Annotated in this window: 13 protein-coding genes and 1 tRNA gene; 8 read left to right on the forward strand and 6 right to left on the reverse strand. The window is 62.8% G+C overall.

The genetic code is table 11. The annotated features are described in order from the left end of the window. The first annotated feature begins 1 nt into the window (after position 1). The 7 genes from pstS (at position 2) to phoR (ending at position 6,871) form a co-directional block, all read left to right on the forward strand. Positions 2 to 1,033, forward strand: coding sequence for a phosphate ABC transporter substrate-binding protein PstS (gene pstS / locus BN2476_RS07890; protein WP_087733598.1), 1,032 nt, complete (start codon positions 2 to 4; stop codon positions 1,031 to 1,033). Positions 1,034 to 1,188: 155 nt separating this feature from the next. Continuing rightward, positions 1,189 to 2,187, forward strand: coding sequence for a phosphate ABC transporter permease PstC (gene pstC, locus BN2476_RS07895; protein ID WP_087733599.1), 999 nt, complete (start codon positions 1,189 to 1,191; stop codon positions 2,185 to 2,187). Next, positions 2,184 to 3,080 (forward strand): phosphate ABC transporter permease PstA, encoded by an 897-nt coding sequence (gene pstA, locus BN2476_RS07900; RefSeq protein ID WP_087733600.1) that lies wholly within the window; start codon positions 2,184 to 2,186, stop codon positions 3,078 to 3,080. The genes pstC and pstA overlap by 4 nt, the downstream gene beginning before the upstream one ends. Positions 3,081 to 3,095: 15 nt before the next feature. After that, entirely contained in the window at positions 3,096 to 3,944 is an 849-nt protein-coding gene (pstB, locus tag BN2476_RS07905) for a phosphate ABC transporter ATP-binding protein PstB (protein ID WP_087733601.1), read from the forward strand. Between the two features lie 30 nt (positions 3,945 to 3,974). Beyond that, a complete protein-coding gene (gene phoU, locus BN2476_RS07910) occupies positions 3,975 to 4,679 on the forward strand; it encodes a phosphate signaling complex protein PhoU (RefSeq protein WP_087733602.1) in 705 nt (234 codons plus the stop codon). A 74-nt stretch (positions 4,680 to 4,753) separates the two neighbouring features. Next, complete coding sequence (gene phoB, locus BN2476_RS07915; protein ID WP_007748110.1) at positions 4,754 to 5,455, forward strand: phosphate regulon transcriptional regulator PhoB; 702 nt, start codon at positions 4,754 to 4,756, stop codon at positions 5,453 to 5,455. Between the two features lie 102 nt (positions 5,456 to 5,557). Next, positions 5,558 to 6,871, forward strand: a complete 1,314-nt coding sequence (gene phoR / locus BN2476_RS07920) for a phosphate regulon sensor histidine kinase PhoR (protein ID WP_087733603.1) — start codon at positions 5,558 to 5,560, stop codon at positions 6,869 to 6,871. A gap of 98 nt (positions 6,872 to 6,969) precedes the next feature. Here the strand turns inward: phoR and ppk1 are convergent, their stop codons facing one another. Continuing rightward, a complete protein-coding gene (gene ppk1 / locus BN2476_RS07925) occupies positions 6,970 to 9,033 on the reverse strand; it encodes a polyphosphate kinase 1 (protein WP_087733604.1) in 2,064 nt (687 codons plus the stop codon). A 197-nt stretch (positions 9,034 to 9,230) separates the two neighbouring features. On the opposite strand from ppk1, the gene ppx reads away from it, so the two are divergent. Next, positions 9,231 to 10,820, forward strand: a complete 1,590-nt coding sequence (gene ppx / locus BN2476_RS07930; RefSeq protein WP_235850764.1) for an exopolyphosphatase — start codon at positions 9,231 to 9,233, stop codon at positions 10,818 to 10,820. Positions 10,821 to 11,018: 198 nt separating this feature from the next. On the opposite strand, the gene BN2476_RS07935 is transcribed toward ppx, so the two are convergent. The 5 genes from BN2476_RS07935 to BN2476_RS47165 all read right to left on the reverse strand — a co-directional run bounded on the left by BN2476_RS07935 (position 11,019) and on the right by BN2476_RS47165 (position 13,541). Then, positions 11,019 to 11,834: a GNAT family N-acetyltransferase gene (locus BN2476_RS07935; protein ID WP_087733605.1), complete on the reverse strand. Its 816-nt coding sequence runs from the start codon at positions 11,832 to 11,834 to the stop codon at positions 11,019 to 11,021. A gap of 164 nt (positions 11,835 to 11,998) precedes the next feature. Then, a complete protein-coding gene (locus BN2476_RS07940; RefSeq protein ID WP_087733606.1) occupies positions 11,999 to 12,457 on the reverse strand; it encodes a SixA phosphatase family protein in 459 nt (152 codons plus the stop codon). A gap of 213 nt (positions 12,458 to 12,670) precedes the next feature. After that, a tRNA-Pro gene (locus tag BN2476_RS07945) sits at positions 12,671 to 12,747 on the reverse strand. A gap of 132 nt (positions 12,748 to 12,879) precedes the next feature. Next, positions 12,880 to 13,038 carry a DUF3309 family protein gene (locus BN2476_RS07950; protein ID WP_087733717.1) on the reverse strand — a complete coding sequence of 53 codons (159 nt, stop codon included), beginning with the start codon at positions 13,036 to 13,038 and terminating at the stop codon, positions 12,880 to 12,882. 329 nt (positions 13,039 to 13,367) lie between these two features. Beyond that, complete coding sequence (locus tag BN2476_RS47165; protein WP_162849234.1) at positions 13,368 to 13,541, reverse strand: hypothetical protein; 174 nt, start codon at positions 13,539 to 13,541, stop codon at positions 13,368 to 13,370. Positions 13,542 to 13,687 lie beyond the last annotated feature (146 nt).

Below are 13,687 nucleotides of genomic sequence, written 5' to 3' on the forward strand. Positions count from 1 at the left end.
CATGAAACTGATGCAAACCGCGTTCGCTGGCATGGCTGGCGCTCTCTTCGCGATCGCAGCGCAAGCCGCCGACATCACTGGCGCGGGCAGCACCTTTGCAGCACCGATCTACACGAAGTGGGCTGACGCTTATCAGAAGACGGGCGGCGGCAAGGTCAACTACCAGGGCATTGGCTCGTCGGGCGGCATCAAGCAGATCGTCGCGAAGACGGTCGACTTCGCAGGCTCGGACGCTCCGCTGAAGGACGACGAACTGGCCAAGGACGGCCTGTTCCAGTTCCCGACGGTCGTCGGCGGCGTGGTGCCCGTGGTCAACGTTCCGGGCGTGAAGGCTGGCGAAATCACGCTGTCGGGCGAAGTGCTCGGCGACATCTACCTCGGCAAGATCAAGAAGTGGAACGACCCGGCTATCGCCGCGCTGAACCCGAAGGCGAAGCTGCCGGATACGGACATCGCCGTGGTCCGCCGCGCTGACGGCTCGGGCACGAGCTTCATCTGGACGAACTACCTGTCGAAGGTCAACACCGAGTGGAAGTCGAAGGTCGGCGAAGGCACGACGGTCAACTGGCCGACGGGGACGGGCGGCAAGGGCAACGACGGCGTCGCGGCATTCGTGCAGCGTCTGCCGGGCGCGATCGGCTACGTCGAGTGGGCGTATGCGAAGCAGAACCACATGATCTACGTCGACATGAAGAACTCGACGGGCGCAGTTGTCGAGCCGAAGACGGAAACGTTCAAGGCAGCGGCAGCGGGTGCTGACTGGTCGAAGTCGTTCTACCAGATTCTGACGAACGAGCCGGGCAAGAACGCATGGCCGATCGTCGGCGCGACGTTCGTGCTGCTGCACACGACGCAGGAAAAGGGTCCGCAAGGCGCGGAAACGCTGAAGTTCTTCGACTGGGCGTTCAAGAACGGCGGCCAGGCTGCAAACGATCTGGACTACATCTCGCTGCCGGAATCGGTCGTGTCGGAAATCAAGACGCAATGGAAGTCAAAGGTCAAGGACGCATCGGGCAAGTCGCTCGCCGAGTAATCCTCACCTCGTAGCAGCATCTACCGCGCGCATGTGATGTGCATGTTGCGCGCGGCCGGCCGCCCGGCTTCGATGAAGCCCGGCGGCCGTAGTACTGGCCGTCTGGCATACGCCATGCGGCAACCGGAAACGCGGAAACAGGTTTATCAGCTCCCATGTCCGACCTCCCTCTCTCTTCTGACGCGGCCCGGTCGACTCCGCCCGGCAGCACGGCGCAAAAGGCGCCCAGCCGAGCCGGCGACATTATTTTCGGCGGCCTCGCACGGCTTTCCGCCATCGTTACGTTACTGCTGCTCGGCGGCATTATCGTGTCGCTGATCGTCGCTTCGATGCCGACGATCCAGAAATTCGGTCTCGCCTTCCTGTGGACCTCAGACTGGGACCCGCCTTCGGAGCAGTTCGGCGCGCTGGTGCCCATCTACGGCACGATTGCGACGTCGATCATCGCACTCATCATCGCAGTGCCTGTGAGCTTCGGCATTGCGCTCTTTCTGACTGAACTGTCGCCCGCCTGGCTGCGTCGGCCGCTCGGCATCGCGATCGAGCTGCTCGCCGCGATTCCGTCGATCGTCTACGGCATGTGGGGTCTGCTCGTCTTTGCGCCTATCTTCGCGACGTGGTTCGAAAAGCCGCTCGGCTCGCTGCTCTCCGGCATGCCGGTCATCGGTGCCCTCTTCAAGGGTGCGCCGATCGGCATTGGCATCCTGTGCGCGGGTGTCATTCTCGCGATCATGGTCATTCCATACATCGCTTCGGTGATGCGCGACGTGTTCGAAGTCACGCCCGTGCTGCTGAAGGAATCGGCATACGGCATCGGCTGCACGACGTGGGAAGTGATGTGGAAGATCGTCCTGCCGTTCACGAAGACGGGTGTGATCGGCGGCGTGATGCTCGGACTCGGCCGCGCGCTCGGCGAGACGATGGCCGTCACGTTCGTGATCGGCAATACGAACCTGCTCGATAACGTTTCGCTGTTTTCGCCGGGTAACAGCATCACGTCGGCGCTCGCGAACGAATTCGCGGAAGCGAGCCCCGGGCTCCATACGGCGGCGCTGATGGAACTCGGCCTGATCCTGTTTGTGATTACCTTCATCGTGCTGGCGATTTCGAAAATCATGCTGCTTCGCCTCGAGAAAGGGGAGGGCGCGAAATGACCCAGCCCTCGTTGAATATGCCGGGCAGCACCGACATCGCGGCGCTCGAAGCGATGCGCAACAAGCTGCAAAGCCGCCGCAAGGCCGTCAATGTGGTCGCGCTGACGCTGTCGCTCGCGGCGATGGCGTTCGGCATCATCTGGCTCGTGTGGATTCTTTATACGACGCTGCGTCTGGGCATCGGCGGCCTGTCCGTCGAACTCTTCACGCAATCGACGCCTCCGCCGAACACGGACGGCGGCGGTCTTGCGAACGCGATCGTCGGCAGCCTGCTGCTCGTCGTGCTCGCGACGTTCGTCGGCACGCCGATCGGCATCATGGCGGGCGTGTATCTCGCCGAATACGGCCAGAAGAGCTGGCTCGCGAGCGTCACGCGCTTCATCAACGACATTCTGCTGTCGGCGCCGTCGATCGTCGTCGGTCTGTTCGTGTATGCGCTCGTCGTCGCGAAGATGGGCCACTTCAGCGGCTGGGCGGGCGTGATCGCGCTGGCGCTGCTGCAGATTCCCATCGTGATCCGCACGACCGAGAACATGCTGAAGCTGGTGCCGAACGCGCTGCGTGAAGCGGCCTTCGCGCTCGGCACGCCGAAATGGAAGATGGTGCTGTCGATCACGCTGAAGGCGTCGGTGGCGGGTATCGTCACGGGCGTGCTGCTCGCCATCGCGCGTATCGCCGGCGAAACGGCGCCGCTGCTCTTCACGGCGCTGTCGAATCAATTCTTCACAGTGGACATGAATCAGCCGGTTGCGAACCTGCCGGTTACGATCTTCAAGTTCGCGATGAGCCCGTTTGCGCAGTGGCAGTCGCTCGCGTGGGCTGGCGTATTCCTGATCACGCTCGGGGTGTTGGGGCTCAACATCCTCGCGCGTACGATCTTTTCGAAAAAGTAAGGGCGGAGCGATCCGATGAACATGGCAGAAAGTCACCTGAACCCCATCGAGCGCCCGGCGTCACCCGCTGGTTTCGACCCGGCCCAGAGCGGTCATGCGGCAGCGCCCGCGCAACCGAAAATCGAAGTCAACAACCTGAACTTCTTCTACGGCAAGTATCACGCGCTGAAGAACATCAACCTGCAGATTCCCGAAGGCAAGGTGACCGCGTTCATTGGCCCGTCGGGCTGCGGCAAGTCCACGCTGCTGCGCACGTTCAACAAGATGTACGCGCTCTATCCGGAGCAGCGCGCCGAAGGCGAAATCCTGATGGACGGCGAAAACCTGCTCACGTCGAAGCGCGACATCTCGCTCTTGCGCGCGCGCATCGGCATGGTGTTCCAGAAGCCGACGCCGTTCCCGATGTCGATCTACGACAACATCGCATTCGGCGTGAAGATGTTCGAAACGCTGTCGCGCTCGGAGATGGACGACCGCGTCGAGTGGGCGCTGACGAAGGCCGCGCTGTGGAACGAAGTGAAGGACAAGCTCGGCCAGAGCGGCTACGGCCTGTCGGGCGGCCAGCAGCAGCGCCTGTGCATTGCGCGCGGCATTGCAATCCGTCCTGAAGTGCTGTTGCTCGACGAGCCGTGCTCGGCGCTCGACCCGATTTCGACGGGCCGCATCGAAGAGCTGATCGCCGAACTGAAGAGCGACTATACGGTGGTGATCGTCACGCACAACATGCAGCAGGCCGCGCGCTGCTCGGACTACACTGCATATATGTACCTCGGCGAGCTGATCGAATTCGGCGACACCGAGAAGATCTTCATCAAGCCCGTCCGCAAGGAAACGGAAGACTACATCACGGGCCGCTTCGGCTAAGCGCACGCGCACGAGCTTAGGGAGTACGACATGACGGATAAACACCTGTCCAGCCAGTTCGACGCCGATCTGAATCTGGTGTCCTCGAAGGTGCTCGAAATGGGCGGCCTCGTCGAGGCGCAGATCGTCGCCGCGATGAACGCGTTGAACGAATTCGACACGGGCATCGCCGATCAGGTGATCGCAGCCGAAGACCGCCTGAACACGATGGAAGTCGAGATCGACGAAGAGTGCAGCAACATCATCGCGCGCCGTCAGCCGGCCGCACGCGACCTGCGTCTGCTGATGGCGATTTCGAAGACGATCACGAATCTCGAGCGCGCCGGCGACGAAGCCGAAAAGATCGCGAAGCGCACGAAGCGCCTCGCGGAAGATGGCGCGTCGCGCACGATCAACATCGCCGAAATCAAGCTGTCGGGCGAGATGGCCGTGAGCATCCTGCGCCGCGCGCTCGACGCGTTCGCGCGCCTCGACACCGTGGCCGCCGCGCAGATCGTGCGCGACGACAAGGCGATCGACGAGGAATTCCGCGGTTTCGTCCGCAAGCTGATTTCGTACATGACGGAAGATCCGCGGCTGATTTCCGTGGGCCTCGATTTCCTCTTCATCGCGAAGGCGATCGAGCGGATCGGCGACCACGCGAAGAACATCGCCGAATTCATCATCTATGTCGTGAAGGGCACTGACGTGCGCCACAAGGGGCGCGACGCGCTCGAGCGCGAAGCGCTCAGCTGAAATGTGCCTTTGATACGCAGTCGATCGAATCCGGCAAACCGTTCCCATAGCATTACGTTTATCAAGAGGCGCCGATGCCCAGCAGTATTCTCGTTATCGAAGATGAACCCGCGATTTCCGAGCTGATCTCGGTCAATTTGCAACACGCGGGCCATTGTCCGATTCGTGCGTACAACGCCGAACAGGCGCAGAACCTGATCAGCGATGTGCTTCCCGATCTCGTGCTGCTCGACTGGATGCTGCCGGGCAAATCGGGCATCGCGTTCGCGCGCGACCTGCGCAACAACGAGCGCACGAAGCACATCCCGATCATCATGCTGACCGCGCGCGGCGACGAGCAGGACAAGGTGCTCGGCCTCGAGATCGGCGCCGACGATTACGTCACGAAGCCGTTTTCGCCGAAGGAACTGATGGCGCGCATCAAGGCGGTGCTGCGCCGTCGCGCGCCGCAACTGACGGAAGACGTCGTCGCGATCAACGGTCTGAAGCTCGATCCGGCGACGCACCGTGTCGCGGCGCATGCGGAAGGCAACGAGATCAAGCTCGATCTCGGTCCGACGGAATTCCGCCTGCTGCATTTCTTCATGACGCATCCGGAGCGCGTGCACAGCCGCACGCAATTGCTCGATCAGGTGTGGGGCGATCACGTGTTCGTCGAAGAGCGCACCGTCGACGTGCATATCAAGCGGCTGCGCGCGGCGCTCAAGCCCGCGGGTTGCGATGCGATGATCGAGACGGTGCGTGGCAGCGGCTATCGTCTGGCCAAGAGCGCATAAGGTACACTGGCCGGCAACACGAAGCGCGCTGCGAGGCATCACCGCAGCGCGCTTTGTTGTCTCTGATGTCTCAAGGTTAGGTCTCTAACGTCGCAGGAACACATGAACATCATCTGGGCGCGCTCCCTGGTATCGCTCGTGCTCCTCGCTGTTCTGTGCGTGGCGGTCGGCGTATTCGTCAACACGAAGGCGGCGCTGAGCCTCGCCGTAATCGCGCTGCTCGCGCAGGGCATCTTCAGCACGTTCCACAAGCAGCGGCTGTGGCGGTTGCTCGATGCGCCCGTCTATGGCGAAGTGCCGAGCGCGCCAGGCATCTGGGGCGAAATCTACTACCGTCTGCACAAGCTCGCGAAGCGCTGGCACGCGCAGGTGCGCCAGGTCGAGCAGCAGCATTCGCGCTTCATTCAGGCGATCCAGGCATCGCCGAACGGCGTAGCGATGCTCGACGATCACGACCAGATCGAGTGGTGCAACGCGATCTCCGAGCAGCACTTCGGTCTCGACGCCAAGCGCGACTTGCGTCAGCACATCACGCATCTCGTGCGTCATCCCGATTTTGTCCGCTACCTGAACTCGCATCAATATGACGAGATGCTGATCATGCGCGGCATGGGCGACAAGCGGCAGAACGTGCTCTCCGTGCAGGTGTTCCCGTATGGCGAGAACCGCAAGCTCGTGCTGTCGCAGGACATCACCGAGCTCGAGCGCACCGACGCGATGCGCCGCGATTTCGTCGCAAACGTCTCGCACGAACTGAAGACGCCGCTGACGGTGCTCGCCGGTTTTCTCGAAACGATGCGCGATATTCCGCTCGACGACGAGGAACGCGCGCGCTACCTCGACCTGATGATGCAGCAGGCGCAGCGGATGCAGCACATCGTCAGCGATCTGCTCGTGCTCGCGACGCTCGAAGGCGACAACAAGCCGCCTAGCAACCAGATGGTCGATATGCGCGCGGTGGTCAGGCATCTGCGGGAAGATGCGGAAAGCCTGTCGGCGGGACGCCATCGGATCTCGTTCGATGCCGACGAAGCGCTCACGGTCACGGGCGTCGAAACGGAAATTCTCAGCGCGTTCGGCAATCTCGTCACGAATGCGATCCGCTATACGCCCGATGGCGGTTCGATCAACGTGAGCTGGCGTGCGCAAGGCGGACAGGCGACTTTCATCGTCGCCGACAGCGGCCTCGGCATTCCCGCTGCGGATATTCCGCGTTTGACGGAGCGTTTCTATCGCGTCGATCGCAGCCGTTCGCGGGACACGGGCGGCACGGGCCTCGGGCTCGCGATCGTCAAGCACGTGCTGCAACGGCACGACGCGCAGCTCGAAGTGAAGAGCGAAGAAGGGCGCGGCAGCACGTTCACTGTGCGCTTTCCGGCCGCGCGCACGGCGATGCTCCATACGACGGCCGCTTGAGACTCAGTCGAACGTCCAGCAGCAACACGCTCGTTGAAACGAAAGAGCCCGCCATTGCGGGCTTTTTTGCGTGTCTGCCTGATTGCGGAGCACGGCGCTTATGAGCAGAACTTCGTCAGGAGACTCATCTGCGCATTGCGCGACGACTTGCCCGGACGGCGCCGGCGATAGTGGCCGTCGCTTTGCATCAGCCACGCGGCCTGGTTGTCGCCGAGGAATGCCGACAGGCCTTCCGCAATCACACGACGCTTCAGGCGCCGGTCGTTGATCGGGAACGCGACTTCGACGCGGCGGAAGAAGTTGCGGTCCATCCAGTCGGCGCTCGACAGATAGACCTGTTCGCGGCCGTCGTCGTGGAAGTAGAAGATGCGGTGATGTTCGAGGAACCTGCCGACGATCGAGCGTACCGTGATGTTCTCCGACAGCCCTTCGACGCCCGGTTGCAGCGAGCACACGCCGCGCACGATCAGATCGATCTTCACGCCCGCTTGCGAGGCTTCGTACAGTTCCGCGATGACGGTCGGCTCCAGCAGCGCATTCATCTTCGCGACGATGCGCGCGCGTTTGCCCGCTCGCGCATGCTCGGCCTCGGCACGAATCGCGTCGACGAGCTTCGGATGCAGCGTGAACGGCGACTGCCACAGCTCATGCAGCGGCAACTCGCCACCGATGCCCGTCAGTTGCTGAAACACGTGGTGCACGTCTTCGCAGATTTTCTGGTCGGCCGTCATCAGCCCGAAGTCGGTATAGAGCCGTGCCGTGCGCGGATGATAGTTGCCCGTGCCCAGATGCGCGTAGCGCTTCAGAATCGACTTGCCGCCTTCCGACACGCGCCGCACGATCAGCATCATCTTCGCGTGGCACTTGTGGCCGACCACGCCGTACACGACATGCGCGCCGACGGCTTCGAGCTGCGACGCCCAGTTGATGTTCGTCTCTTCGTCAAAGCGCGCGAGCAGTTCGACGACCACCGTCACTTCCTTGCCGTTGCGCGCAGCCTGCATCAGCGCATCCATCAGCGGCGAATCGGTGCCCGTGCGATAGATGGTCTGCTTGATCGCGACGACGTTCGGGTCCTTCGCGGCCTGCAAGAGCAATTCGAGCACCGGCTGGAAGCTCTCGTACGGATGATGCAGCAGCACGTCGCCCTGATCGATCACGTCGAAGAGGCTCGCGCTGTTGGCGATTTGCGGCGGCGTGGCGGGAATATGCGGGACGAACTTCAGATCGGGCCGGTCGACCATCTCGGGCAATTGCATCAGACGCACGAGATTCACGGGGCCATCGACGTAATAGCAGTCCTTCTGCGAGAGGCCGCTTTCGTCGAGGAGACGCCGCACGAGATGCGCGGGCGTTTCCGCCGATACTTCGAGCCGCACCGCATTGCCCAGATGGCGCGCGGGCAGTTCGCCCTGCAGCGCGACGCGCAGGTTCGTGATTTCGTCTTCATCGACGAACAGCTCGCTGTTGCGCGTGATGCGGAACTGGTTGCAACTGCGCACGACGAGATTCGGAAACAGCTCGCCGACAAAGCGTTGCAGCAGCGAGCTGAGGAGCACGAAGCCATGCGGATAGCCGGACAGTTCCTGCGGCATGCGCACGAGGCGCGGCAGCGCGCGCGGCGCCTGCACGATGCCCATCACGGCCTGGCGTCCGAACGCATCCTTGCCTTCCAGCTCGACGACGAAGTTCAGGCTCTTGTTCAGCACGCGCGGAAAAGGGTGCGCGGGGTCCAGGCCGATCGGCGTCAGGACGGGCAGCAGTTCATCGAAGAAGTAGTCGCGCGCCCAGTGCGTCTGCGCTTCGTTCCATGCTTCCGTGCCGTGAAAGTAGATGCCTTCGTCTTCGAGCGCGGGCAGCACGGTGTCCTGCAGCATCGTGTACTGACGATGCACCAGCTTCTGCGCGCGCTCGACGACGAGATCGTACACATGCTGCAGCGACATGCCGTCAGGTGACAGCGCGCCGGGGTTGTCGCGCATCTGTTCCTGAAGACCTGCCATGCGGACTTCGAAGAATTCATCGAGGTTGCTGCTGGTGATGCAGATGAAGCGCAAGCGCTCCAGAAGAGGTACAGCCGGGTCCGCGGCCTGTGCGAGCACACGCTCGTTGAATCCCAGAATGCCCAGCTCGCGATTCAAAAGAGGGTAGCGGTTGGACATCGGCGGTGAGAATGAGAGATCGGGAGGTGACTCGAAAGGACGCTCGGAAATTCTCACAGTATGATGACAGGTGCGTGAATTGAGGTTTTCGTAATTTTACGCTTTTGACTCCGCGTGTCGTAAATATGACGTAACTATATGTGACGATAGCGCACGACAACGGCGGAGGTGACGGCGCGATGTCCAGTACGCTTAAAATGGCGACTTTGAACAACGCGGTGACAAATGTGCCCGCCAGGGGCGCAGCATCTGCGCGCATGAGGTCCCCCTTCCCGATGGTCAATACTCCGCCACTACTCGCCGCCGTCGATCTCGGCTCGAACAGCTTCCGCCTGATCGTGGGCCGCGTCGAAGAAACCGATGCGGGCAGCCAGATCTACCAGGTGGACGCGCTGCGCGAACCGGTGCGGCTCGGAGCCGGCCTGTCGCGCGAGAAAATGCTCGACCGTGCTTCGCAGGTGCGCGGCTGGGATGCGCTGAAGCGCTTCGGCGAGCGTCTGCGCGATTTCCATCCCGATCATGTGCGCGCCGTCGCGACCAATACGTTGCGCGTCGCGAAGAACGCACAGGAATTTCTCGGCGAAGCGGAAGCGGCGCTCGGTTTTCCCATCGAAGTCATTGCAGGCCGCGAAGAAGCGCGCCTGATCTACGCGGGCGCCGCGCATTCGGTGCCGGCGAACGCGGGCAAGCGGCTCGTCGTCGACATTGGCGGCGGCTCGACGGAATTCATCATCGGTTCGCACTACACGCCGATCAGGATGGAGAGCCTGTATATCGGCTGCGTGAGCCATAGCCGGCAGTTCTTCCCGTCGGGCAACGTCGACGAATACACGATGCGTCAGGCCGAACTCGCGGCCTCGCGCGAAATCCAGATCATTTCGGCGGACTACAAGGCGACGGGCTGGGACCAGGGCATCGGTTCGTCGGGCACGGCGCGTGCGTTGGCTGAACTCGTCGAAGCCAACGGCTTCAACGATCCGGGCGTCACGCATGGCATATCGCGCGGCGGCCTCGAGCGCCTGAAGCGCGCGCTGATCAAGGCGGAGAACGTCAACCGGCTCAAGCTCGTCGCGTTGAAGCCGGACCGTGTGCCCGTGCTGGCGGGCGGGCTTTCGATCATGATCGCCGTGTTCGACGAACTCGGCGTCGACTACGTCGATACGACGGACGGCGCATTGCGCCTGGGCGTGCTGTATGACCTGCTCGGCCGCTCGCAGCATCAGGACATGCGCACGATCACGGTCGAAGGCTTCATGCGGCGCTACGGCGTCGATCGCGCGCAGGCGAGCCGTATCGGCGAACTGGCCGTGAACTTCTACGATCAGCTCGACGAGCCCGACGCGGAAGTGCGCGAAGAGAACCGGATGTTCCTCGGTTGGGCCGCCGCGCTGCATGAAATCGGGCTGTCGATTTCGCACAGTGCGTATCACAAGCACTCGGCGTATATCGCGAGCAACGCGGACATGCCCGGCTTCTCGCGCACCGATCAGGCACGCCTTGCGGCGCTCGTCGTCGGTCATGCGGGCAAGCTCGGCAAGCTTGCGCAGACGCGCGATCTCGAATGGAAGCTGCTGTTCTGTCTGCGGCTCGCGGCGCTTTTTTGCCGCCGCCGTGCCGACGCTGGCTTGCCGGAGATCCACGTCGCGCAAGCAAACGGCGGCTACGAAGTGCGCCTTCCCAATTCATGGGTCGCGAACAATCCGCTGACCGACTACAGCCTGATCCAGGAAGCAGCGGAGTGGGAGAAGATTCGCACGCCGTATCGCGTCGTCTATACGGACGATTGACCGCTCACGCTGCACGCGCTTTCGATGCGGAAGTTGCGTGCATCACATCTCATCATGCTGCAAGCAAGAGAGCCCGGTCGATACCGGGCTCTTTTGTTTTATCGCTTCAATGTATCGCTGCGATGCGGCGAACGCGGCGCGATGGCCGCGTATTGCGTATTTCGCGGCACGAATCGCGCAATACGCTCGCGAAGGCGTTCAGCGCGGCAGCGCGTCGCCGAGGAAGTGGCGGGCGTAGCGCGAGTTGATCTCCGACAGGCGGAACAGCGTCAGGAAGTCAGCCGTATTGAAGTCGGGGTCCCATGCCGGCGCGCCGCAGATCTTCGCGCCAAGGCGCAGATAGCCTTTGACGAGCGGCGGCGGCGCGACCTTCGCGCCCGTCTGCAATTCGTCGACAGGCAGCGGCGTGTGCGGGAACGCGCGATATTCCGGCGCGGTCAGCGCATCGTCTTGCAGCGACGTGTACAGGTTCGCCGCGAAGTGGCCGCCGTCGGCCATCGCGACGCTCGCGCAGCCGAGCATCGTTTCGTAGCCGTTGTGCTGCATGTACGAGCCGAGCCCCGCCCACAGCGACATGATCACCGAGCCGCTGCGATAGTCGGGGTGCACGCACGAGCGGCCCACTTCGACCATCTTCGAGCGCAGGTGCGTGAGGCGCGAGATATCGAACTCGCCCTCGGCGTACAGGCGACCGATGCGCGCTGCCTGGTGTGGCGGCAGCACGCGGTAGGTGCCGACCACCTTGAGCGTGTCGAGATCGCGGACGATCAGGTGATCGCAGTAAGCGTCGAACGAATCGACGTCGAGGCCGGCGGGACCGGACAGGCGCGCGCCCATTTCCTCGGCGAAGACGCGGTAACGCAGACGCTGCGCTTCACGAAGCTCCTCGTCGGTGCGCGCCCACGACACTTGCAGACGATGCTGGGCGGTGACCGTTTCTTCCGTGCGCGGCAGACGGCGCCGCGGCTCGAGGATCGATGCGAAGGGCAGGGTTGGCGTCGGCAGTTCTCGCATTGGCGTTCCTGGTCGAAAATGTGAAATTCGCTTCGACGCCAATGTAGTAATGCCCGGTGACGCTCACGTGGCAATGCTATGACGATTCGATGACGTGTCGTAAGGCCGACGCTTTCGCGGCGCCTTCGACGGTCATTCGCTGTTTTTCCGGCACGCGGCGCGGATCACAGAAAGTCGGGGCCGATCATCGCGCGCAGGACGGCCTGTTCGTCGTTGCCGCGGTTGCGGCTTTCGAGCCACCAGATCGCCGATTTCTTGATCGACCAGCTCGCGCCGCTATCGGCGAGCAGGCGCGCGGCGACATGGCCAAGCGTCGGTTGATGGCCGACGACGACGACGGTGGGCGCGATGCCGTCGGGCCAGCCGGCGGCCGCGAGGACATCGGTGGCGCTGGCGTCCGGCGCGATTTCGCGCACGACCCGGTATTGGTCGGTCAGCGATTCGGCCGTCTGCACCGTGCGCGTGGCGGGGCTCGCGAGGATGACGGCATCGTCGGGAAGGCGCGCGCGCAGCCATTTCGCGGACGCCTGCGCCTGCTTGCGGCCGCGCGCCGTCAACTGGCGGGCAAGGTCGCTCGACGCGACGTCTTCGGCTTCGGCGTGACGCCAGAGGATCAGGTTCATTGCGATGTCTCCAGGGCTCGTATCGGCTGATATCGACAGTATGGACAACGCGGGGTGAGGGGAGTTTTGTTTTATGGAGCGGTGGTTTCGGGAATGCGGTTGGCGGGCATCGGCCGCGTGCCTGGCGGCCTGGAGCGTCGCGTGCAGACAACGCCGAAAAGAAAAAACCCGTGGCACCAAAGGTGACACGGGTTTTTTCGACAGCTTTATTGGTGGTCGGAGCGATAGGATTCGAACCTACGACCCTCTGATCCCAAATCAGATGCGCTACCAGGCTGCGCTACGCTCCGACGCGAGCCAGAGATTCTATCCGTTTTGGTGTTCGCCCGTCAATCTCGACCGCAACGAGCCCACAAAGCAAAGCGGACTAGGCGACCGGGATGGCGACGGACCACTTCGCATCGATCGCTCCCGCCTGACGGTCATATCTGTCCCATCAACAGCAGCACGATCACGACGATCAGCACCACGCCGACGAGCCCCGTCGGACGGTAGCCCCACCCGCTGCTATAGGGCCAGCTTGGGAGGGCGCCGATCAGGAGCAGGATCACGACGATCAACAGAATGGTTCCGAGGGTCACGTTATCTCTCCTTATATGGCCGGGCCACGAATGGAGACCGCTCGACGCGCGCGAAAGCAGCATGACGACGCGCGCCGGCCGGTTGTCGAACGCGCACGATGCGCGTTTCATGCCTTACAAACCAGCAAGGCATATGCCCGGCTAGTAGCGGAGACGACGGGAGAGAGGGGCGAAATGCGGGAGGAAAGCGCGTCGAACGTGCATAAACGCCGCGCTCGGCAAGCGCCGACGCGCGTGTGCAGACGCCGTGCGCCCGTCAGACCGACGCACGCGCCCGGCGAAAATTCAGGCGAACATAAAACGCGCGCCGCAAGCGCGGCGCGTAGAGCTCAGTGCCTGCGGCGCATCTTGTCGAAGACGTGATGCTCGGCGAGCCAGTGGTGCATCATCCCTTCGCCGTGATGTTCGCGGCGATAGGTGCGCGATTCGAAAACCGACAGTGCGACGAGCACCAGCAATCCCACGGCGAGTCCAATCAGGCCTGCGATCGATTCGGCATCCATGGCTGTCTCCTTCGGCGACTGCAACCATGGCTACATAGTAGAACAACCGCCGCCAGTTGGCGCAAAGCGGATGAAGACCGCTTGCGCGACGCAGAATGCGCTTTGCGGGTAGACTCGTGGCCCCAACGTCATTCGTCGATGTTCAC

This window comes from Paraburkholderia piptadeniae (genome assembly GCF_900007165.1).
GTDB lineage: Bacteria > Pseudomonadota > Gammaproteobacteria > Burkholderiales > Burkholderiaceae > Paraburkholderia > Paraburkholderia piptadeniae.